Here is a 22,354-nt window from a genome sequence, read left to right as displayed (position 1 = left end):
GCGAGGCCATGCAGACAATCGATTGTGTCGTCGCCGGATCAGGCGTCGTCGGGCTTGCCATTGCCAGGGCGCTTGCCTTGTCGGGTCGCGAGGTGGTGGTGATCGAAAAGGCCGACGCGATCGGCACCGTCACCAGTTCGCGCAATTCGGAAGTCATCCATGCCGGGCTCTATTATGCGCCTGGCAGCCTGAAGGCCCGGCTCTGCGTCGAAGGGCGCCGGCTGCTCTACGCCTACTGCGCCGAACACGGCATCGGCCATCGCCGCGCCGGCAAGCTGATTGTCGCCAGCGAGCCCGGCCAGGCGGACGGATTGCAGGCGATCGAGGCCAATGCGAAGCGCTGCGGCGTCGGCGATCTCGAGCTTTTGACGCGCGGCGAGGCCGAGAGCCTGGAACCGGCGCTGACCTGCACCGGCGCGCTGTTGTCGCCATCGACCGGCATCGTAGACAGCCACGCGCTGATGCTGTCGCTGCGCGGCGACGCGGAAGCCGCCGGCGCGTCCTTTGCCTTCCTCACGTCCGTCGCGGGCGCTGCGATCGAAGCCGGCGGTATCCGGATCGACACGCGCGACGCCAGTGGCGAGGGTTTCAGCCTCGAAGCCGATACGTTCGTCAACGCCGCCGGCCTCGACGCACAGGCTGTCGCCGGCCGCATCGAAGGCTTTCCCAGGGGACTGATCCCGCACCAGTGGCTGGCGCGCGGCAACTATTTCGCGCTGCCGGGGCGGTCGCCCTTTTCACGGCTGATCTATCCGGTTCCGGTCGAAGGCGGGCTCGGCGTCCATCTGACGCTCGACCTGGCCGGCAATGCACGCTTTGGCCCCGACGTCGAATGGATCGACGGCGTGGACTACACGGTCGATCCCGGCCGAAGCGCCGTCTTCTACGCCGCAATCCGCCGCTATTGGCCCGATCTTGCCGACGGCGCGCTGCAACCGGCCTATGCCGGCATCAGGCCGAAACTGTCGGGACCGGGGCAGCCCGCAGCCGACTTCCAGATACAGGGGCCGGCCGATCACGGCGCGGGCCGCATCGTCAATCTGTTCGGTATCGAAAGCCCAGGCCTGACGGCGAGCCTGGCGATTGCCGACCACGTCGTCGAGCTCTTGTATCGCACCTGAGTTTTCGCGGGGCGCGCCGAAGCAGGACCAGCCGGATCGGATATCCTTAGCCGGCTTTATTTTTGATGTAGAGATCCTTGTAGCTATCGCGCAAGAGGTTCTTCTGCACCTTGCCCGTCGTGTTGCGCGGCAGCTCCTCGACGAAGAGAACCTGTTTCGGATGCTTGTACTTGGCCATGCGGCCGGCGATGGCGTCGAGGATCTCGGCGCCGGTGATCGCCGACCCGGGCGAGCGCACGACGACGGCGGTGACGCCTTCGCCGAAATCCGCGTGGGCAAGGCCGATGACGGCGCTTTCCAGGACGCCGTCGAGCGCGTCGATCTCGCTTTCAAGCTCCTTCGGATAGACATTGTAGCCGCCCGAGATGATCAGGTCCTTGCCGCGGCCGACAATGTGGACGTAGCCGTCGGCGTCGATCATGCCGAGGTCGCCGGTGATGAAGAAACCGTCGGCGCGGAACTCCGCCTTGGTCTTCTCCGGCATGCGCCAGTAGCCGCCAAAGACGTTGGGACCCTTCACCTCGATCATGCCGACCTCGCCCTGGGCCAGCGGCTTGCCGGAATCGGGATCGGCGATGCGCAGCGACACGCCCGGCAAGGGAAAACCGACCGTGCCGGCCCGGCGCTCGCCCTCGTAGGGATTGGAGGTGTTCATGTTGGTCTCGGTCATGCCGTAGCGCTCGAGAATGGCGTGGCCGGTGCGCTCGCGCCATGCCTTATGCGTCTCTGCCAGCAGCGGCGCGGAACCGGACACGAACAGACGGATGGCTCTCGCCGCCTCGCGACCCAGACCCTCCTGCTGCAGCAGCCTGGTGTAGAAGGTCGGCACGCCCATCAGCACGGTGGCGCGCGGCAGCAGCGAGACGATGCGGCCGGCGTCGAATTTCTGCTCGAACAGCATCGAGGCGCCGGCCATCAGGACGACGTTGGTGGCGACGAACAGGCCGTGCGTGTGGAAGATCGGCAGCGCGTGGATCAGCACGTCATCGCTGGTGAAGCGCCATTGCTCGACCAGCACCCGCGCGTTCGAGGCAAGATTCTCGTGGCTGAGCATGGCGCCTTTCGAACGGCCGGTCGTTCCCGACGTGTAGAGGATCGCCGCAAGATCGTCGGCGCCGCGCTCGACATCATGAAAATCGGAGGACTGACGCGATGCCTGGTCGGCGAGCGATCCCCGGCCATTGCGGTCGAGCGTGACCACGACGGCGCCGGACGGCTCGACCATGCCTGCGATATCGGCCGACCGCCCCGGATCGCAGACGATCACCCGGGGTGCCGCATCCCCGAAGAAATAGCCGAGTTCGGCCAGCGTATAGGCGGTGTTGAGCGGTAGGAAGACGGCGCCGGCGCGCACGCAGGCGAGATAGAGCAAGACCATCTCCGGGCTCTTCTCGACCTGCACGGCAACCCGGTCGCCGGGCGCGACACCCATCTGCAGGAGCGTATGCGCGAGTTGCGCCGAGCGCGCCAGCATGTCGCCATAGGTGAGCGAGCGCCCATCGTCGGTTTCCATCAACGGATGCCCCGATGCCGGCATCCGGGACCGGAATGCATCGAACAGATGATTGCTCATGAAGTCTTCCTGGGTGATGGCAATTTTTGCGCCTGCCCCGGTCTGAGGTCGGCACGCGGCGAAGCGTTCGCGTTTCCAGGCTCTGTCGTCAAGACAGCAACCGGCGGCGCGGCGTGCACTCACCCGAAAATTCCAGGGATGGGCCAGCAAAGCCCAGGGATCAAACAGTCATCAACGGTCGGCGCGCTGGTCTGGGATGGCGGCGAGCTTTGGCGGCTCGTCTTGCTTGAAGCGTTCCATGCACATGGCGGCGGTCAGTTCGTAGTGGTCGATCAGGGCCTTGACGGCGTCATCCGCGTTTCCGTCCAGCGCATTCTCGGCGATCAGCCGGTGTTCGGCGAAATCGTCGCGCTGGACGCTGCCGCCGTCATTGGCCATCTGACGGTAGCGATAGGCGTGATCGGAAAGCTGTTCGCAGAAACCCACCAGCCAATGCGACCGGCAGGCCGAAATCAGCGACCGGTGGAAGGTACGATGCATTTTCTCCCAGTCCGGATTGAGTGAAGAGAGGTTTTGCGGCGAAAGACGCGAGGCGCGCCCCAGGCGATGCAGAGCCAGTACCAATTGTTCTTCCCATTCGGCGGTGCGGTGGGCGATCGATTCGCGCAACGCCCGCTCCTCGAGCCAGCAGCGTGTGCGCGTCAGCTCCTCCAACTCCCCGGAGGTGATTGGCATGATGAAGAAGCCGCGCTGGTCGTGGCGGCCCAGGAGACCTTCGGAGGCAAGGCGATTGAGGGCTTCACGAACCGGAGAGGCGCCCGCCCCATACTTGGAAACAACCCATTCGACCCGCAGCTTGCTTTCTGCTTCAAGAGCGCCGCCAAGAAGATCATCACGCAATTGATGATAGACCGTGCTGGCAAGCGTGCTCTTGGCTCCCGTGCGGTCATCGTTCAGATTGGCAGCTCCATATGTCAAAAGCGACTCCTTGTCTCCAACTGTGTTGGGCAATTCGAGTCCGTACCATTCCATTCCGTACATGTACCATATAGCGGCCGAGCCAAGACCCTCAAGCACAAGATCGTGTTATTGTACTTTAGGACAAAGAAATATGCCAAAACCCATCGGTCGACGCCGCGAATTCGCACAGGCCTGCAACCAGTAGAAACTTAACGTGTTTTGTATGCACGCAGGATCATCTATCCTTTGTGTGCCCACGCGATCATCTTTTCTGTCGCGCGCGAAAACAACGGACGGGCGTGACCGAATCAAGCGGGCCGCGCGGCTCTGATTCGCAAGGAGCCTTCGGACGGCGCCTTACGGAACGCTTAGCCGGCCTTCCGAAATTCGAACGTAGCGAGCGTGTTGTGTTAGCCGGCGGCCTTGTCGGCCGCCGTCCTGATCGCCTCGATATTGGCGCGATACGCTTCGACATTGCCGCCCTTGAAGATGGCGGCACCCGCCACCAGCACATCGGCACCGGCCGATGTGACCAGCGGCGCGGTTTCCGGCGAGACGCCGCCGTCGATTTCGATACGGATCGGCCGGTCGCCGATCAGCGCCTTGACCCTTCTCACCTTGTCGACCATTGCCGGGATGAAGGCCTGGCCGCCGAAACCCGGATTGACGGTCATGATCAGGATCAGGTCGAGCCGGTCGAGCACATATTCGATCGCCGTTTCCGGCGTCGCCGGATTGAGCGAGACACCGGCCTTCTTGCCGAGGTTCCGGATGGTCTGCAGCGAGCGGTCGAGATGCGGCCCGGCCTCGGCATGCACCGTCATGCCGTCGCAGCCGGCCTCGGCGAAGGCGGCAAGATAAGGATCGGCGGGCGCGATCATCAGATGGCAGTCGAAAAAGGCCTTGGTGCGGTTGCGGATCGCCTTGATGACGGGCGGGCCGAAGGTGATGTTGGGCACGAAATGGCCATCCATGACATCGAGATGGATCCAGTCGGCTCCGGCCGCCGCCACCGCCTCGACCTCGTCGCCGAGCCTGGAAAAGTCAGACGCCAGCACCGATGGCGCGATCAAGGTTTTTTTGCTCATGGGATACGGCCTTTCCGAGCGCCTTTTACATCCGGCTCTCAGTCGACTGCCTAATGCGCCATGGGTGACTTGTCGAGGGTACAGGAACGGCGGCCCCCAGGCGGCGCGGTGCTGCGACATCCGCGATCGCATCGTCGTCGCCAATTTCGGTGTGCACGCCGCCATAAGGAAAACCCGCCGGACTGCTCCGGCGGGTTTCTGGTCTGGCGTCGCGCAGATGCCTATTGCTGCTGGAGTTTCAGGATCCGGTTTGGAATCGGTTCCTGTTGCTGCTCGACCTGCTGCCTGCGCCGCGGCAGCACCTGCAGCAACTGGCCCGGGTTGAGCTCCAGCGACGGTTGCCCGCGCATCGGCCGGCAGTTCGGATAGCGCCCGACCGTGCCTTCCGGGCAGCGCCGCTTGAAGATCGGCTGGCACTGGCCATTGATCATCTGCGAGCCCGGAGCGCATTCGCTTTGCTGCCTGGGCCTGCGGCATGCGCCGTCGATCACCTCGGTGCCACGCGGACAGACGCATTCACCACGCTTGTTGTGGATCTGGCCGCGTATGTCGCACTGCTCCTGTTGCGGCTGCTTGCGCCGGCAGGCGCCATCCCGCACCTCCGTGCCCCTCGGGCAGACGCAATCGCCATTCGCGTCATGAACCTGGCCACGGATGATGCACTGGTCAGGCTTCGGCCGGATCGGCCGGCAGGCCCTGTCTCGCACCTCGGTCCCTTGCGGGCAGACACAGTCGCCGTCCGCATTGTGGACCTGGCCACGGATGGTGCACTGCTCGGGCTTCGGCCGGATCGGGCGGCAGGCGCCGTTGCGCACCTCGGTTCCCTGCGGGCAGACGCAGTCGCCGTCCGCATTGTAGACCTGGCCACGGATGGTGCACTGCTCGGGCTTCGGCCGCACCGGCCGGCAGGCGCCGTTGCGCACCTCGGTGCCTTGCGGACAGACACAGTCGCCGTCCGCATCGTGAACCTGGCCACGGATGGTGCACTGCTCGGGCTTCGGCCGCATCGGGCGGCAGGCGCCGTTGCGCACCTCGGTCCCTTGCGGGCAGACGCAGTCGCCGTCCGCATTGTGGACCTGGCCACGGATGGTGCACTGCTCGGGCCTGTCGGTCTTGACGCAGGCGCCGTTCTCCAGCTCGGTGCCGCGCGGGCAGATGCAACGTCCGTCCTCGGTGCGGATCTGGCCTTCGAGCAGCACGCAGCGCTTCGGCGGCGGCGGTGGCGTCGGCAGAACATTGGTGCCGCCGCCGGTGCACTGGCCGTTGCGGAAGGTGGTGCCTTCCGGGCAGACGCATCTGCCGGCGTCGTTCATGACAAAGCCCGCCGAGCACTCCTTTTTCACCTCATGGGTGATGATGAAGGGGTGGCATGCATAGGCCTTGCCGCGATCGCCCTGCACGTTGGTGGCATCCTTGGACAGGATGTCGCCGCCGCCCTGGACGCGTGTGTCGGGAGACAGCACGCCGACGCAGTTCTGGCCATTGACGTTGCCTTGCAGGTTGGCGAGGCGCCCGTCATCGGGGATGACCACGGTGACGTGATGCGTCCGGCTTTCCCCGGCGCCGAGCGTCAGGTTGGCGATGCAGGAGGCCGGCAAGGTTGCCGGCTCCGGCGAACAGCCGAAGGGCGGGTCGATCGAGGTGATCTCGACGCCTTCGAGCCGGCCAAGCCCGTCCACCCCGATCGCATCGCCGATGCGAACCGGGCCGGAGAAGGGGCTCGTTCCATCATTGGTGATTGTGATGTCGAATGAGCAGGGCTGGCCGAGCTTGCATTCGCGGTCGCCGGTCTTCTCGACACGGATGGTCGAGGAGCCGCCGCCCTTGGCGCAGGCCTGGCCGATCGGATAGACGACGTCGTCGCCTTGCGCCGGCCCATAGGAGCCGCGCGCGCAGTTTTCGAACTCGCCATTGGCCGAGACCGTCACGTCGAAGTGCCTGGAGGTTCCAGGCGTCATGACGGCGCCGGGAATCTGGCAGGACAGCGTGTTGGCCGGGACCGGTCCGCACGCCCATTCCACGCCGTCAGGGGTGACGGTCTGGATCTGGACGGGCGCGCCGCCCGACACCAGGGTCGCGGCGTCGTTGACCCGCACCGGACCGGTGGGGGCGGCGGTGCCGACGCTGGTGACGGTGATGCGGCAAGAGACAAATGCCGCACCGGCCAGCGAGCCGCTGCACACCTTGGTGATGCGCAGGCCGGGTTGGCCGCCATTGGGATGACGGATCCGTTCCGTGGCGCAGGCCTTGTTGTTGGTGAGGTCGACCTCACCGGGGATAGGCTTCACCTCGGCGCAGTTCTCCACCGTGTCCGACCGGTAGCTGGCCGGAACCACCGTCTTGACGACGATCGGCGTCGAGGCGCCCGGAGGCAGCGAGATGCCGGCATTATCGCAACGGAACTGGCCGGGGCCGTTCGGACCGCATGACCAGGGCGGGCTCGGGCCGAAGGTCGAGGATGTCGGCGCGCCGCTGGGGTAATTGTCGATCACCGTCAGCGGCCCGTTATAGGTCGACGTGCCGTTGTTGATGATGTCGATGACGAAGTAGCAGACGCCGTCCGGCGTGCAGACCGGAATGCGGGCGCGCTTCTTCAGGATCAGGTCGACCTTCTTCTCGACCGGGGGCTGGCAGTCGCGGTCACGATCGCCGCGACGGCAGATCGGGATCGAGGCGCAGCCGCGGTCGTTGTCCTGGCTGCCGAACAGCGGCTTGCCGCTGGCCGGATAGTTGTAGGTGGCGCAGTTGCGCAGCACCTTGCCCTGCCAACCCGCCGCCGGCTTGAAGCCGAGCTTGAGGTCGACAAAGGCGCCCGGATTGAGCGTGGTCACCGGATAGGTGCAAGTCATCGGGGTGGCGCCGGGCGCGCAGACCCAGGGCGGATTGGGCCCCGAACTCAGCGTCGAACCGGCCGGCAGCGTCACTTCGTCGAGCACTATCTTGCCGTTATAGGGGCCGGTGCCGACATTGGTGACGCGGATGGTGAAGTCGCAGCCGCCGGCCATCGTGCAGCGCGTCACGTCGGCGCGCTTCTCGACCTTGAGGTCCGGTTCCTTGTCCCTGGGCGGGCATCTGAGGTCACGCGGGATGACGACGTCGATGGTCTGTGTGCAGCACAGGCCCCAGCCCTCCTTCGGCCCGGCATAGGTCTCGATGCCGGTGACGATGAGGTGGATGGCATCGCCGGGCGATGCGCCGACGATCTTCCAGTCGAGCACGCCGCCGCCCGCCGGCACCTTCTGGGTGTCGGGGACGATGGTGATGCCGGGGGTGGTCGTCGACACCTGCACCCACTTGCCGGCCATCTCTGGGCCGACCGGCATGTGATAGATGAAGGCGCCGCCGCCGGGCACGCAGTCGACCGTGCCGCGCTCGACCTTGAAGCACTCCTGGTCGGGAGGCGGAGGCCGCTTGTCGCAATTGGTGAGGTCGATGCGGATCGACGTCTTTACGCCGGTCTTGTAGTCGCCGTCATCGGGCTTGCTCGGATCCTGCGACGGGATGATCGTCCCGGTGCCGGCTCCGTTGGTCACCTTGATCAGGCCCTGATTGTCGATAACCGTTGGCGAAGGAAACGCCGCATGGTCGATCCTGGCCGTGATCTGGAAGGTGACGACGCGTTCATTGGCGGCGCCCGCACCGTCGAGATCGGCGGCCGAGAGCCTGAAATCGGAGACCGTTGCCGTATCGTTCGGACCTGCCGATGTGCTGACCGAAACGCCGGGCAGCGGTCCGCCGGACGCGTCCGTGCCGTCTCCCGACACATGCGCGCCGACGATGGAAAGGCCGTGCGGAAGCTGGTCCTTGAACTCGATCTTGAGCTTCTTCAACAGGGCTATCATGCCCGGATCGGCGAAACCCTGCGGATCGCCGCGCAGGCCGAAGCTCAGCGAATAGACGACATAGTCGCAGCTTCGCTGGGTGCCCCTCTTGGTGAAGAAGGGCACGACCCGCTCGGGCCTCGGATTGACGACACGGGAATTGTCGAGGTCGAGCCTCAGTTCGGGAGTGATCGGAGCGGCGTCCTCCGTATGACCTTGCACGGGAGCAAGGGCGGCGACCGCGATACCGGCCGCCATCAGCCAGCGCGCACCGCGCCTGGCATATGACAGGGGGTTCATGATCGTCTCCGTGACGGTTTTCGCGAACGGGGAGAGTGCGAGATTTTTCATCTTCCCCTCCTCAACGTTCGCAGCTGACGGCTGGGGTGCGGAGCGGCAAGGTCATCTTGCAGCAAGGGTAGTAGCCACCCTTGTCCTTGTCGGACTTTCTGTAGAAGCACAGGCCGACATCCACTCTGTCGCCCGGATAGTGGCCGGTGATGTTGATCGTGTAGGGCTTGCCTGGCACATGCGACATGGGTGTGGTCACCCCGACGCCTGGCGTCCTGGACTTCGTCTCGTTGGAAGGCTGGACCTTGATCGAATCGCCGCCGAAGCCGGCATGGTCATGGAGATAGAGATCGGCCTCGAGACCGCGCGGCGTGCAGAAATACTGCACGTCCTCGACATCGAGACACGGAGGCAGGTTGCCCGGCGGTGGGAAGTCCGGCGGGTAGAAGGGAGGCTCGTAGCCGCCCGGTATTTCCTCGTAATAGCCGGCACGGCCTTCGCAAGGGTGCCAGACGGCGACGTCGCCGACATGGCCTTCCACTTCCGGATCCTCGAAATAGCCGTCGAAATCGACGAACCAGGAGCCGAAGGGCGGCACATTGGCCGGCTTGACCAGGTCCTTGGGCGTGATCTGGACGCCATGCACGGCGAGCGGGCCGCCGGCGGCGAGTTTTTCGGCGAGCTCGGGATTGTCACGCAATTTGTCGCCGGTGTTTACCAGGGTCTGCGTACAGACGGAGGTGTCGAGATTGCCGTCGGAATCATAGCCATATTGCAGGTCGAGGCCGCCGGCCGACTGCCTGTTGCCCTGCGGGAAGCCGACCGCGTATTCCTGCGGCACTTCCACCCAGACCGATTCCGTCGTGGGATCGTCCGGATCCTCTCTGAAATAGCGGATCACCTCGCCCTTGCCGGAATCGGCGAAGCGGCTGTAATCATAGCGGTTTTCGACCGGGCCGCGCTGGGCGAGATACATGAAGCCGCTGTTGTCGAAGGCGATGTCGGTGACGGCGTAATCCTTGTCGGCCTTGACCGTCAGCTCCCAGCGCGGGTCGCCGGCAAAAGTGCCGTCGCGGGCAATGCCCACCGACCAGATTTCCGACTTTTCGCCGACCGAATAATAGAGCCGGCCGCCATGAAAGGAGACGGCCCAGACGCGGCGCGCGTCCTGGGTGTAGCCCCAGGTCTCGGGATCTTCGGTGTCGAAGGCGGCACCCTGTATGTCCATCACGGCGCCGTCGTCGGCGACGGGGGCCAGCCCATGCGCCGGGCGTCCGGCGACGCCGTGGTCGAACGTGTCGACCAGCTTGCCGCCGGCGTCGATGCGATGGATCAGACCGGTGTCGAGGTCGGAGGCGAAGAACTGGCGGTGGACGGGATCGAAGGTGATGTTGCCGATGCCGGGGCCGCTGTTGGTGTCGATGTCGGCGAATTTCGAGACGGCGCCCGATATGCCGTCGATCCTCCAGATGGTGCCCGGTCCGCCGCCGTTTTCGGTGCCGAACTGGCCCTCCATGAAGGTGGCGCCCGCCGTGCCGCGGCGCTGCCGTTCCGGCCTGCCGTCATTGTCGGCGTCCGGCGTGACGATCTCGATGCCATGCAGCGAGGTCGCGGCGGCATAAAGGTTGGGGATACCTGATGGCACACCGTCGCGCACGCCGTCGTCATAGGTGAGGCCGAAGACCTCGCCGATCTGGCCTGCCGTCACCTCGAAGGGCGGCGGGGTGAAGACGAGCTGGCCGGAGGCCGGACCACCCAGATGCGAAACGTCGAATATCCGCAAGGTGGCGCGCGAGGTATCGATGAAGGTTTCGTCGACCGGATCGACACCGGGCGGCAGGCCCTCATCCAGATTGGGAATGACCGTCCCGGGGAAACCGGTGACCGCCATCGAGCCGGGATAGATGATCTGGGTTTCCTGCGCGCGGGCCACGCCGCCCAGCCACAGGCTGGCGGCCAGCGCCAGCAGGCCGCCAGCCTGCAATGCGGCGCGCAAACGGCCGCCAAAATCAAGAGAAGAGGCGAACGAGCCATGGACGCGAGACATCAAGCTACCCCCGTTAGCCACGGGATGAGCGTCCGGCGTCGCCGCGCAAATCAGGGCAGGGCGCGGTGGTCCGGCACGGTCTTCCCTGATCGAATTGTCTGCTTTCCTCTCCATTAGAATACGCTTGCTCTTCCGCAGGGTCAACGGAATCAACCGGAAGCCCAGCGCATCGACCTCGTCCCGAAGGCGGTGGTCGCGCCGAGCTCCCGCTGGTCCCGGAGACCACGGGGCCTCTGGGTTGCTGGTCATGGGGGCTTCCTTTCCGGCACCGCACCATGCGGCACCTGGACATCAGTCGCCGGGCGGCGCGGAAAGGTTCACGCGCAAGCGTTCTGCAGGCTCTTGCGCCAGCCACCGGCCTTCTGTTGGCCCCGGCCTTCTGTTAGCGTTGCCTGAAACACGGGAGGGGACGATGGTGGGCAGGCGCGTTCTTCTTTTGCTTACGACCCTGGTGCTGGCGGCATCGCCGGTTCAATCCTGGGCGTCCAAGACACTCGTCTATTGCACCGAAGCCAGCCCCGACACGTTCGATCCCGCGCTGGCCTCGGGCACCCGCGATGCTTCCGCCACCACGCTCTACAACCGCATTGTCGAGTTCGAACCGGGCACGACGAAGGTGCGGCCCGGTCTTGCCGAAAGCTGGACCATCTCCGAGGACGGCCTCAGATACACGTTCCACCTGCGGCACGGCGTGAAGTTCCACGCCATCGAGGGCTTTTCGCCGAGCCGCGACTTCAACGCCGACGACGTGCTGTTCACCTTCGACCGGCAGGGAAACGCGGCGAACCCTTTCCACAATTACGCCAACCGCCAGTACACCTATTTCGACGGCATGGGCATGCCGAGGCTGGTCGACAAGTGGCGCAAGCTCGACGATTACACTGTCGAACTGACGCTCAAGGCGCCCCACGCGCCGATGCTTGCCAATCTGGCGATGGATTTCGCATCGGTCGTCTCGAAGGAATATGCCGACAGGCTGATCGCCGAGAAGCGGCCGCTCGACCTGGCGACCAAACCGGTCGGAACCGGGCCGTTCCAGCTTGCCGACTACCAGCAGGATGCGGTCATCCGCTACCGGGCCAATCCGGACTACTGGCGCGGACGGGCCAAGATCGACGATCTCGTCTTCGCCATCACCACGGACGCCAGCGTCCGGTTGGAAAAGCTGCGCGCCGGCGAATGCGATGTCGTGCCCTACCCCAATCCGGCCGATCTGGAGGCGATCAAGGCGATGCCCGGCATCAAGGTGATGCAACAGGAGGGGCTGAATGTCGGCTATCTCGCCTTCAACACAAGGCAGAAGCCGTTCGACGACCCAAGGGTGCGACGGGCGATCGACATGGCCATCGACAAGAAGGCGCTTGTCGACGTGGTGTTCCGGGGAACCGGCAAGCTGGTGCGCAACCCGCTGCCGCCGACCTCCTGGGCCTATGACCGGGACGCCCGCGACGGCGTCTTCGATCCCGAGGCCGCCAGGCAGGCGCTTGCCGATGCCGGCGTGCGCGACCTGCATATGAAAATCTGGGCGATGCCGGTCCAGCGGCCGTACAATCCGAACGCCCAGCGCATGGCGGAGATGATCCAGGCCGATCTGAAACGGGTCGGCGTCGGCGCGGAGATCGTCACCTACGAATGGGCCGAGTATCTCGCCCGCTCGAAGCCGGTCGACCGCGACGGCGCCATGCTGTTCGGCTTCACGGGCGACAATGGCGATCCCGACAATTTCCTTTCCGTGCCGCTCGGCTGCGCCGGCGTCGGCGCCACCAACCGCGCCAACTGGTGCTTTCCGGCCTTTGACGAGCTGATCAAGCAGGCGGCGGGAATCGTCGACCCCAATGCCCGCGCCAAGCTCTACGCGCAGGCGCAAAGGATCTTCAGGGAACAGACGCCATGGGTGCTGATCGCCCATTCCGTGGTGTCGATCCCGATGCGCGAGCGGGTCCAGGGTTACGTCATGGACCCGTTCGACCATCACGACTTCTCGACCGTCGACATCGATCAATAACGTTCCAGCGATGTCCGCCGACCTCGATGTCTATGTCGAAAGCCTGGGCATTTTCGGCTCCGGGGAAGGATATGCGATCCAGTCGCTGCTGCGCGGTCTCGAAAAGGCGGGGTTGACGGCGCGCGTCCTGGACCGGCCCGTGCGGACAGGTCGGGCGCCGGCCGCGCTGCTTCACGTCGACCTGACGACCTTGCCGGAGCCCTATCGCGACATAGCCGACCTCTACGCGCGCGCCGTCAATGGCCGCGCGCTGTCGATCCACCGGCATCTCTATTCGTCACTCAGGGTGATGCAGGGCGACGCGCATCCCGGTCCGGTGATCGTCAAGACCGTCCTCAACAGCCAGGGCCGGCCGGAACTGCACTGGCAAAAACAGCGCAATGCCTGGGCGCGGGGGGCACATCTGGTCCGAAAGCTCATCGAACCCGGCTACAAGCAGCGCATGTGCCCGCCCTACCGTGTCCATGAGACGATCGGCCAGGTGCCGGCACAGGTCTGGCGCAACGAGCGGCTGATGGTCGAGAAATTCGCCTTCGACAGTCTCGACCTGCCGATCGTCAAGCACCGCTACATGTTCCTGCTGGAGGCCGAGGTGAACATGCGGCAGACCTATGACGACATATTGTGCGCGGGATCGAAGATCGTCAGCAACGAGGTCGGCGGCGCCGTGCCGCCGGAAGTGATCGATGTGAGGAACCAGCTTCATCTCGACTTCGGCGCCATCGACTATTTCATTGTCGGCGGCAAGGGCGTCGTCATCGACGCCAACAAGACCCCCGGTTCCAACCCGGAATGGCTGAAGAAGAACCGCTTCCGCCAGGAATTCGACGACCGCATGATCCAGGCGCTGATCAAATTCGTGTGCGGCTGACCAAACGGCCAGGCGAACGCATGGGCGCGGCCCTTCCGGCTCACACCGGCGGCATGTTTTCGGACCGGCTGTCCACTGCTGTACGGGGATGGTGGACTCATTGCGCAGAATGCTTGCGCCCGATGCCGCCTGTTCTTATATACGCGCCAAGCCGTGCGGCACCGGAACCCCGGTCGCCATACGGGATTTCTTGTGAACAGGGGCTTTCGACGGAACGCCTTCACGGGTCCTGAAAGCCTGCTTAGCGGAGAGAACTAGAACAATGGCAAAAGTAATCGGTATCGATCTCGGCACCACCAATTCCTGCATCGCCATCATGGATGGCAAGGAACCCAAGGTGATCGAGAATGCGGAAGGCGCGCGCACGACGCCTTCCATCGTCGCCATCTCGGGCGACGGCGAACGTCTGGTCGGCCAGCCGGCCAAGCGCCAGGCGGTCACCAATCCTGAAAACACCATCTTCGCGGTCAAGCGCCTGATCGGCCGCCGCTATGACGACCCGGTGACGGAGAAGGACAAGAAGCTTGTCCCCTACAAGATCGTCAAGGGCGACAATGGCGATGCCTGGGTCGAGGCCGGCGGCAAGAAGCAGTCGCCCTCGCAGATCTCGGCCATGATCCTGCAGAAGATGAAGGAAACGGCGGAAGCCTATCTCGGCGAGAAGGTCGAGAAGGCGGTCATCACCGTTCCGGCCTATTTCAACGACGCCCAGCGCCAGGCTACCAAGGACGCCGGCAAGATCGCCGGCCTCGAAGTGCTGCGCATCATCAACGAGCCGACGGCCGCGGCGCTTGCCTATGGCCTCGACAAGAAGGAAGGCAAGACCATTGCCGTCTATGACCTTGGCGGCGGCACGTTCGACATTTCGGTGCTGGAGATCGGCGACGGCGTGTTCGAGGTGAAGTCGACCAACGGCGACACCTTCCTCGGCGGCGAGGATTTCGACATGCGCCTGGTCGAGTATCTGGCGGCCGAGTTCAAGAAGGAACAGGGCATCGACCTGAAGGCCGACAAGCTCGCCTTGCAGCGCCTCAAGGAAGCCGCTGAAAAGGCCAAGATCGAGCTGTCGTCGACGACGCAGACCGAGATCAACCTGCCCTTCATCACCGCCGACGCGACCGGCCCGAAGCACCTGACGCTGAAGCTGACCCGCGCCAAGTTCGAAAGCCTGGTCGAGGATCTCGTCCAGCGCACCATCGAACCGTGCAAGGCGGCCCTCAAGGATGCCGGCCTGAAGGCCGGCGAGATCGACGAAGTGGTCCTGGTCGGCGGCATGACCCGCATGCCCAAGATCCAGGAGATCGTGAAGCAGTTCTTCGGCAAGGAGCCGCACAAGGGCGTCAACCCCGATGAGGTCGTCGCTTTGGGCGCCGCCATCCAGGCCGGCGTGCTGCAGGGCGACGTCAAGGACGTGCTCTTGCTCGACGTGACGCCGCTGTCGCTCGGCATCGAGACGCTGGGCGGCGTGTTCACGCGGCTGATCGAGCGCAACACGACGATCCCGACCAAGAAGAGCCAGGTGTTCTCGACCGCTGAAGACTCGCAGTCGGCCGTGACCATCCGCGTCTTCCAGGGCGAGCGTGAAATGGCCGCCGACAACAAGGCGCTCGGCCAGTTCGACCTGGTCGGCATCCCGCCGGCGCCGCGCGGCGTGCCGCAGATCGAGGTCACCTTCGACATCGACGCCAACGGCATCGTCAACGTTTCGGCCAAGGACAAGGGCACCGGCAAGGAGCACCAGATCCGCATCCAGGCGTCTGGCGGTCTTTCCGACGCCGACATCGAGAAGATGGTCAAGGACGCCGAGGCCAACGCCGAGACCGACAAGAAGCGGCGCGCCGTCGTCGAGGCCCGCAACCAGGCCGAGGCGCTGGTGCACTCCTCGGAGAAGTCGCTGAAGGACTATGGCGACAAGGTCTCCGAGGCCGACCGCACGGCGATCGCCGACGCGATCGCGGCGCTGAAGACCGCCGCCGAGGGCGACGACCCGGCCGATATCGAGGCCAAGAGCCAGGTTCTTGCCGAGGCTTCGATGAAGCTCGGCCAGGCCATGTACGAAGCCTCGCAGAAGGAAGCGGCCGAAGCCGACGCCAAGGCGGACGCCGCCAAGGACTCCGACGTTGTCGATGCCGATTTCGAGGAAATCGACGAAGACGACGACAAGAAGAAGTCGGCCTGAGCCGGCTGACGGCAAGATAAAGCGGAAAGCCCGGCGCAAAGCCGGGCTTTTTTGCAACCATCTTTGAAAAAGTGCGGGCCTCGCCGAAAAAATGACAGAAAAACCCGGACAGACGCGCGCCAGCACTGGCATCCGGGCGGCACCGATCCTAAATCGAAACAACGTGCCGGCAAACGACGCGACAATGCATCAAGACGTTGAGCATCCGGACAGCGGGAAAAAATGAAAGCTGATTTCTACGAAACGCTGGGCGTCCAGAAGGGCGCCGACGAGAAGGAGCTCAAGAGCGCTTTCCGCAAGCTCGCCATGCAGTTCCATCCCGACCGCAATCCCGGCGATCACGCCTGCGAGCACAAGTTCAAGGAAATCAACGAAGCCTACGAGACGCTGAAGGACCCGCAGAAGCGCGCGGCCTATGACCGTTTCGGTCATGCCGCCTTCGAGCAGGGCGGCATGAATGGCGGCGCGCATGGTTTTGGCGCCGGCGGCTTTGCCGACATTTTCGAGGATATTTTCGGCGACATGATGGGCGGGCGCCAGCGCCGCTCTTCCGGTGGCCGCGAGCGCGGCGCCGACCTGCGCTACAATATGGAAATCTCGCTGGAAGAGGCGTTTTCCGGCAAGACCGCCCAGATCCGCGTGCCGGCGTCGATGTCCTGCACGGAATGCTCGGGCAGCGGCGCCAAACCTGGCACCCAGCCGGTCACCTGCTCGATGTGCAACGGCCACGGCAAGGTGCGCGCCACGCAAGGCTTCTTCTCGATCGAGCGGACGTGTCCGCAGTGCCAGGGCCGGGGCCAGACGATCAAGGACCCGTGTCCGAAATGCGCCGGCCAGGGCCGCGTCACCGAGGAGCGTTCGCTGTCGGTCAACATTCCAGCCGGCATCGAGGACGGCACCCGCATCCGGCTGGCCAATGAGGGCGAGGCCGGCCTGCGCGGCGGGCCTTCGGGCGACCTCTACATCTTCCTGGCGGTGAAACCGCACGAATTCTTCCAGCGCGACGGCGCCGACCTCTATTGCAAGGTGCCTATCTCGATGACCACGGCCGCGCTTGGCGGCTCCTTCGAGGTGACCACGCTCGACGGCACGCAGACCAAGGTCAAGGTCACCGAAGGTACCCAGAACGGCCGCCAGTTCCGCCTCAAGGGCAAGGGCATGCCGGTGCTGCGCCAGCCCAATGTCGGCGACCTCTACATCCAGACGGCGGTCGAAACGCCGCAGAACCTGTCGCGGCGCCAGCGCGAATTGCTGGAAGAGTTCGAACAGCTCTCCTCGCAGGACAACTCCCCCCAGTCGAGCGGCTTTTTTGCCCGCATGAAGGACTTTTTCGAGTCTTTCGGCGAGCGTTGACCGGCGGTCGCAGGCAAGCCGAGGCGGGTTGCCGACCGGCAAAACAGTACGCGACGAAACCTATCTTATCCACGACATCGGCAGGACCGCGCCTTGCCTTGCGTCAACCAGGTGTTAAGTAACTTGCGGGGAGCGCTGAGGAGAGCTTGCATGACACGTGGTCACGGACTGCGGAAGGCGCTTGCCGAGAAGTTCGACGACGAACTCAAATTCTTCAAGGGCTGGATCGACAAGCCCAAGACCGTCGGTTCCATCGTTCCTACCAGCTCGATCACCGCCCGCAAGATGGCCTCGATCGTCAATCCCAAATCCGGCCTGCCGGTGCTCGAGGTCGGTCCCGGCACCGGCGTCATCACGCGTGCCATCCTCGCCCAGGGCGTGCGGCCCGAGAACCTCTACGCGGTCGAATACAACACGGATTTCGTGCGCCATCTGCGCCAGCTCTATCCCGGGGTCAACCTCATCGAGGGCGACGCCTTCAACCTCAACGCCACGCTTGGCGAGCGAAGCGGGATGATCTTCGACAGCGTCGTTTCCGGCGTGCCGCTGCTAAACTTTCCCGTCGCCCAGCGCATCGCCTACATCGAAAGCCTGCTCGACCGCATTCCGGCCGGACGGCCGATCGTGCAGCTGACCTATGGGCCGATGTCGCCGATCCCGGCCGGGCGCGGCAATTACACCGTCAAGCATTTCGACTTCATCATCCGCAACATCCCGCCGACGCAGCTTTGGATTTACCGGCGCGAGGCGCATTAGAAGACAAGGCATTAGGGGAGTAGGGGGAAAGATTGGCTGGGGAACTGCCCTACTGTCCTACTGCCTATTCCCCATCCAGCCGTTGATTTGAGCGACCCTTGGCTGTACGTGTCCCGGAACAAGGGTGGCCAATGCCAGTGATCCCGAAAATCCTCGTCTTCGCCGGCTCGGTGCGCAGCGGCGCCTATAGCGGCAGGACCGCCGACGTGGCGCAGAAGGAGCTTGCGGTGCAAGGCGCCGAGGTCACCCGCATTTCGCTCGCCGACTATTCCCTGCCGATCCTCGACGAGGACCTGGAAAAGGAGAAGGGCGTGCCGGAAAACGCCCAGAGGCTCGCGCGGCTGATCGCCGCGCATGACGGGCTCCTGATCGCGACGCCGGAATATAACGGTTCGATCCCGCCGCTGCTCAAGAACACGATCGACTGGGTGAGCCGGGTGCGCCGGGATGGCGGCCGACCGGTGAGGCCGCTTGCCGGCAAGGTCGTCGGCCTCTGCTCGTCCTCCAACGGGCACTTCGCCGGCATACGCTGCATCAACCATCTGCGCGCCGTGCTGGTGCGCTGCCAGATGGAAGTGGTGACGCCGGAATGCTCAGTGCCGGAAGGCGGCGACGCTTTCGACGGGGATGGCCGCTTCCGTGATGAAAGACTGCACAAATCGATGGAGCACCTATGCCGCACGCTGATCGAAACCTCGCGCATGCTGTCGACCCGGATCGAGGCATGATCGCCACCACCATGCAGGCCAGGTCCATGCAGGAAAGACTGATCGTCGGCCTCGACGTACCGACCGTGAAAGAGGCCGAGCAGGCGGTGCGCGAGCTGGACGGCATCGTCTCCTTCTACAAGATCGGTTATCAGCTGGCCTTTGCCGGCGGGCTCGATTTCGCCAAGGAACTGGCCAGCGGCGGGACCAAGGTCTTCCTCGACATGAAGCTGCTCGACATCGACCACACCGTGGCCAAGGGCGTCGAGAACATCGTCAGGATGGGGATGACCATGCTGACCATCCACGCCTATCCCAAGGCGATGCGGTCGGCGGTGGAAGCAGCCAGGGGCAGCGAACTTTGCCTGCTTGCCGTCAGCGTGCTGACCTCGATGGACGAGCAGGACATGATCGATGTCGGCTATGAATACGACCCGCATACGCTGGTGCTGAGGCGCGCCGAACAGGCGCTGCATGCGGGCATGGGCGGCATCGTCTGCTCGGCCGCGGAGGCCGAGGCCGTGCGCCGCATCGTCGGCCCGGACATGGCGGTGGTGACGCCCGGCATCCGGCCCGTAGGCAGTGATCATGGCGACCAGAAGCGCGTGGTGACGCCCGGGCAAGCGATCCGCAATGGATCAAGCCACCTCGTCGTCGGCCGGCCGATCGTTGGCGCCGCCAACAAACGCGAAGCGGCCGAAGCCATTCTCGACGAAATGCGTTCGGCCTGACGGCCCAAATAAAGAGCGGAGAAAACCATGCCCAAGGGATACTGGATCGCTCGTGTCGATGTGCGCGACGCCGAAGGCTACAAGGATTATGTCGCGGCCGCCAAGCCGGCCTTCGAGCGCTTCGGCGCGACATTCCTCGCTCGCGGCGGCGACCATGAAAAGGCCGAGGGTCCCGGCCGCGCCCGCAACGTCATCATCGAGTTTCCGTCGCTCGCCGCCGCGCATGACTGCTATCACTCGCCGGAGTATCAGCGCGCGGTCGCCATCCGCCAGAAGGTCGCCGACGGCGAGATCGTGCTGGTCGAAGGCATCTAGAGCGTTTCACGGGAACGCCGAACCCCTCATCCAGCCGTTCTCGCGCCAGCCGATCATGGCGTGGTCGGATGCGCGTCGCCGGCCAGTGCCTGCGCCTGGTGACGATGCCCGAGCAGTTCGTAGCCAACCACGGTGACAGCCGGTGCCAGCATCAGGATGACCAGGCAGACGGCCATGTCGACGCCAGCGATGGCGGCGAAAATGGCAAGGACGACCACCGCCGCCGTCGCCAGCAGCAGCCAGATGTGGAACGGGTCGAAGCGCCGGACCAGGTAGGTATAGAGCGCATAGACCGCCGCCAGGAAAACGGCGACGGGGATTGCGGTGGCGAGCAGCGTCGCCAGCGGGCCGATATGGGCCTTGTGCTCGATGAAATAGGCCGCGACATGCAGGCCGGCGCCGGTCGCCACGATGGCTGCGACGATCAGCATCTGGCCATAGCCCCAGACGAAGGCCCGGTTGCGATGTGCGTGAAGCACCGGCGCCGAGGGCAGCATGTAGTACACCCACCACATGCCGAAGGTGAGCCCGGTGCCGGCAATGCAGATCAGGGCGGCATCCAGGGACCAGCCCTGCTCCTCGACCACGGCCGAGAGGCTCGCCAGCGTGCCGACGACGCCTTCGCCGAGCGCGATGATGGCGAACAGGCTGTAGCGCTCGGCCATATGGTGGGCGTGCCATGGCGTGCCGCCATGCCTGCGTTCGGCGATCACCGGGCCGGCCAGCTCGATCAGAAGCAGGATGATGGCCAACACGATGCTGGTCCCCACCGGAAAATCGAAGAGTATCTGCACCACCCAGCCGATCTGGGCGATGGCGATGGCGGTGACGTAGGTCAGGCAGATGCCGCGCCGGGCGGGGTCCTGCCGCGCCGCGCGCAGCCATTGGAAAATCATGGCAAGCCGCATGATCACATAGCCGAAGACCATCACGGAATTGTCGAGGTGCTCGCCATGCTCGATGGAGGCGAACATGCGCGGCAGGCCGATCGCCAGCACCAGAACGCCGATCATCTGCACCATGGTGACGAGGCGGAAGATCCAGTCGTCCGTGTCATAGGCCGAGGAGAACCAGGAGAAGTTGATCCAGGCCCAGCAGATGGCGAAGCTGGCGAAGGCGAAGCCGAGCAACGCCGCCGTGTAATGGCCTTCGGCCAGGGCATGGGCGAGCTGCGAGGAAGCAAAGCTGAAGGCGGTGACGAAGGTCAGGTCAAACAGCAGTTCGAGCGGGGTGGCGACACGATGCGCCTCGTGGGGATCGCGCCCGGCCATACGCCTGACGTGGTGGTGCAGGATTTCGGAACTGGCAGGCGTTGTGTTCATCGCGCGGCCTTCGCTGGTGATCTCGGGCCGACACTAGAGACAAGGCCGAACGCGTCAAGGCGCTCAGCCGCCGCCCGGATGCCGCCAGGCAGGAAGGATGCTGCTGCGGATCAGCCGCGCCGGAGCCCGTCGCCCAACCGGTTGGCTGCCGCTTCGGCCATCGCGTCGGCAAGGCTCAACCCCCACTGCGCGCGGCAATAGTCGCGAAAGTCGAAGCAGGGCAGGCCGGGGCAGACCTCGAATTCGATGAGATGGACCGTGTCGTCGGCCTCGACCCTGAGATCGATGGAAAACACGTCGCGCAGGCCGAGGCCCTGGATCAGCCGTTCGGCAATGCGGCGGATCCTGGCATCGGCGGCTGGCTGGCTGTCACCCACCGCCACCAGCTCCGGTTCGATGTAGGCACCCGCTGCCCTGGCCGCCTCGCCGGTTTCGCCGTAAAGCGCCAGGCTGTCCTGCATGGTCTGGAAATCGCCGCCTGAATCGACAAAGGCGATGCCGAGCGCCTCGACGCCGGTGTCCGGCTTCAACCCGAGAAAGCTGGCGCGCGCATTGCGGCCTGCGACATAGGGCTGGACGACGACGTCATCGCGATAACAGGCGAAAACCCGCCGGCTGAGTTCCAGTGCATGATCGAGCTCGGACACACGCGAATCCGGCCAGATGCCGATCTTGGCGCCGAGCCGGTTGGGCTTGACGAACCAGCCAGCGGCCGAGGCCGGCGGCTCGACCAGCCATTTGCCGTCGCGGGCAAGGCCGGCCTGCGGAACCGGCAGGCCGAGCGCGCCAAGCACGGCGCCGGAGCGGAACTTGTCCTGGCAGAGCGCGAAGAGCGAATCGTCCGCTCCGATTGTCCTCAGTCCGTCGAGCCTTGCCAGCGCGGGCGCGGCACCGCCGCGGAAGTAGGCGATGCCGTCGGTCAGCGTCCAGACCAGCGTCGTGGAAGGATCGGCTTCGGCGAGCGCGCTGGCGGCATTGTCCAGCTCCACTGGAGCAAAGGCGAGGCCGCGTCTGTCGCAGGCGGCGGCGAGCGCGTCGAATTCGGGCGCGAGATCGGTCGATTGCGCCAGATAGGAGGTGATTTCGAGCGCCCGCTCGCTGGGAAAGCCGTCGCCGACCAGCCGCCCGAAGCAGGCCTTTTCCGGTTCATGGACGAGGATCAGTTTGGGCTTGGGGTTCGGCATCGGCTGTTCTGTTCCGGGCGCTGCGATGCGCCCACAATCGCATGGCGCCAATGCAACGCTTTCGCGAAACCGACTTGCGCCGGACGCCTG

The 22,354-nt window shown here is 64.8% G+C and carries 16 protein-coding genes; 9 read left to right on the top strand and 7 right to left on the bottom strand.

What is annotated here, in order from left to right:
• Window positions 1-8 precede the first annotated feature (8 nt).
• Window positions 9-1,121 (top strand): NAD(P)/FAD-dependent oxidoreductase, encoded by a 1,113-nt coding sequence (locus FJ967_RS19910; RefSeq protein WP_140733533.1) that lies wholly within the window; start codon window positions 9-11, stop codon window positions 1,119-1,121.
• A 46-nt stretch (window positions 1,122-1,167) separates the two neighbouring features.
• On the opposite strand, the gene FJ967_RS19905 is transcribed toward FJ967_RS19910, so the two are convergent.
• The 5 genes from FJ967_RS19905 to FJ967_RS19885 all read right to left on the bottom strand — a co-directional run bounded on the left by FJ967_RS19905 (window position 1,168) and on the right by FJ967_RS19885 (window position 10,841).
• Window positions 1,168-2,694, bottom strand: coding sequence for a malonyl-CoA synthase (locus FJ967_RS19905; protein WP_140733532.1), 1,527 nt, complete (start codon window positions 2,692-2,694; stop codon window positions 1,168-1,170).
• A 171-nt stretch (window positions 2,695-2,865) separates the two neighbouring features.
• Window positions 2,866-3,612 (bottom strand): GntR family transcriptional regulator, encoded by a 747-nt coding sequence (locus tag FJ967_RS19900; RefSeq protein WP_140733586.1) that lies wholly within the window; start codon window positions 3,610-3,612, stop codon window positions 2,866-2,868.
• Window positions 3,613-4,004: 392 nt separating this feature from the next.
• Window positions 4,005-4,682, bottom strand: a complete 678-nt coding sequence (rpe, locus tag FJ967_RS19895) for a ribulose-phosphate 3-epimerase (protein ID WP_140733531.1) — start codon at window positions 4,680-4,682, stop codon at window positions 4,005-4,007.
• A gap of 221 nt (window positions 4,683-4,903) precedes the next feature.
• A complete protein-coding gene (locus FJ967_RS19890; protein ID WP_140733530.1) occupies window positions 4,904-8,854 on the bottom strand; it encodes a hypothetical protein in 3,951 nt (1,316 codons plus the stop codon).
• A 10-nt stretch (window positions 8,855-8,864) separates the two neighbouring features.
• The gene (locus tag FJ967_RS19885; protein WP_140733529.1) at window positions 8,865-10,841 is read right to left on the bottom strand and encodes a hypothetical protein; all 1,977 of its coding nucleotides are present in this window, start codon (window positions 10,839-10,841) and stop codon (window positions 8,865-8,867) included.
• 412 nt (window positions 10,842-11,253) lie between these two features.
• On the opposite strand from FJ967_RS19885, the gene FJ967_RS19880 reads away from it, so the two are divergent.
• The 8 genes from FJ967_RS19880 to FJ967_RS19845 all read left to right on the top strand — a co-directional run bounded on the left by FJ967_RS19880 (window position 11,254) and on the right by FJ967_RS19845 (window position 19,758).
• Window positions 11,254-12,846 (top strand): ABC transporter substrate-binding protein, encoded by a 1,593-nt coding sequence (locus FJ967_RS19880; RefSeq protein ID WP_140733528.1) that lies wholly within the window; start codon window positions 11,254-11,256, stop codon window positions 12,844-12,846.
• A gap of 10 nt (window positions 12,847-12,856) precedes the next feature.
• On the top strand, window positions 12,857-13,717 hold the full coding sequence (locus FJ967_RS19875; RefSeq protein WP_140733527.1) for a hypothetical protein: 861 nt from the start codon (window positions 12,857-12,859) through the stop codon (window positions 13,715-13,717).
• Between the two features lie 262 nt (window positions 13,718-13,979).
• Window positions 13,980-15,896, top strand: a complete 1,917-nt coding sequence (gene dnaK / locus FJ967_RS19870; protein WP_140733526.1) for a molecular chaperone DnaK — start codon at window positions 13,980-13,982, stop codon at window positions 15,894-15,896.
• A 222-nt stretch (window positions 15,897-16,118) separates the two neighbouring features.
• The gene (gene dnaJ, locus FJ967_RS19865) at window positions 16,119-17,249 is read left to right on the top strand and encodes a molecular chaperone DnaJ (protein WP_140733525.1); all 1,131 of its coding nucleotides are present in this window, start codon (window positions 16,119-16,121) and stop codon (window positions 17,247-17,249) included.
• Window positions 17,250-17,399: 150 nt separating this feature from the next.
• Window positions 17,400-18,005, top strand: a complete 606-nt coding sequence (pmtA, locus tag FJ967_RS19860; protein WP_140733524.1) for a phospholipid N-methyltransferase PmtA — start codon at window positions 17,400-17,402, stop codon at window positions 18,003-18,005.
• A 131-nt stretch (window positions 18,006-18,136) separates the two neighbouring features.
• Window positions 18,137-18,733, top strand: coding sequence for an NADPH-dependent FMN reductase (locus FJ967_RS19855; RefSeq protein ID WP_140733523.1), 597 nt, complete (start codon window positions 18,137-18,139; stop codon window positions 18,731-18,733).
• Window positions 18,730-19,443: an orotidine-5'-phosphate decarboxylase gene (pyrF, locus tag FJ967_RS19850; protein ID WP_181176013.1), complete on the top strand. Its 714-nt coding sequence runs from the start codon at window positions 18,730-18,732 to the stop codon at window positions 19,441-19,443. Before FJ967_RS19855 ends, pyrF begins: the two co-directional genes overlap by 4 nt.
• Before the next feature lie 27 nt (window positions 19,444-19,470).
• On the top strand, window positions 19,471-19,758 hold the full coding sequence (locus tag FJ967_RS19845) for a DUF1330 domain-containing protein (RefSeq protein WP_140733522.1): 288 nt from the start codon (window positions 19,471-19,473) through the stop codon (window positions 19,756-19,758).
• Window positions 19,759-19,811: 53 nt separating this feature from the next.
• Here FJ967_RS19845 and FJ967_RS19840 read toward each other — a convergent pair whose 3' ends face one another.
• Both FJ967_RS19840 and FJ967_RS19835 read right to left on the bottom strand, forming a co-directional pair.
• Complete coding sequence (locus FJ967_RS19840; RefSeq protein WP_140733521.1) at window positions 19,812-21,080, bottom strand: low temperature requirement protein A; 1,269 nt, start codon at window positions 21,078-21,080, stop codon at window positions 19,812-19,814.
• A 110-nt stretch (window positions 21,081-21,190) separates the two neighbouring features.
• The gene (locus tag FJ967_RS19835) at window positions 21,191-22,264 is read right to left on the bottom strand and encodes a D-alanine:D-lactate ligase-like protein (RefSeq protein ID WP_140733520.1); all 1,074 of its coding nucleotides are present in this window, start codon (window positions 22,262-22,264) and stop codon (window positions 21,191-21,193) included.
• Window positions 22,265-22,354: the final 90 nt, after the last annotated feature.

The sequence above is a fragment of the Mesorhizobium sp. B2-3-4 genome, assembly GCF_006442315.1.
GTDB lineage: Bacteria > Pseudomonadota > Alphaproteobacteria > Rhizobiales > Rhizobiaceae > Mesorhizobium.
This window is presented reverse-complemented; position numbering and strand designations above follow the sequence as displayed.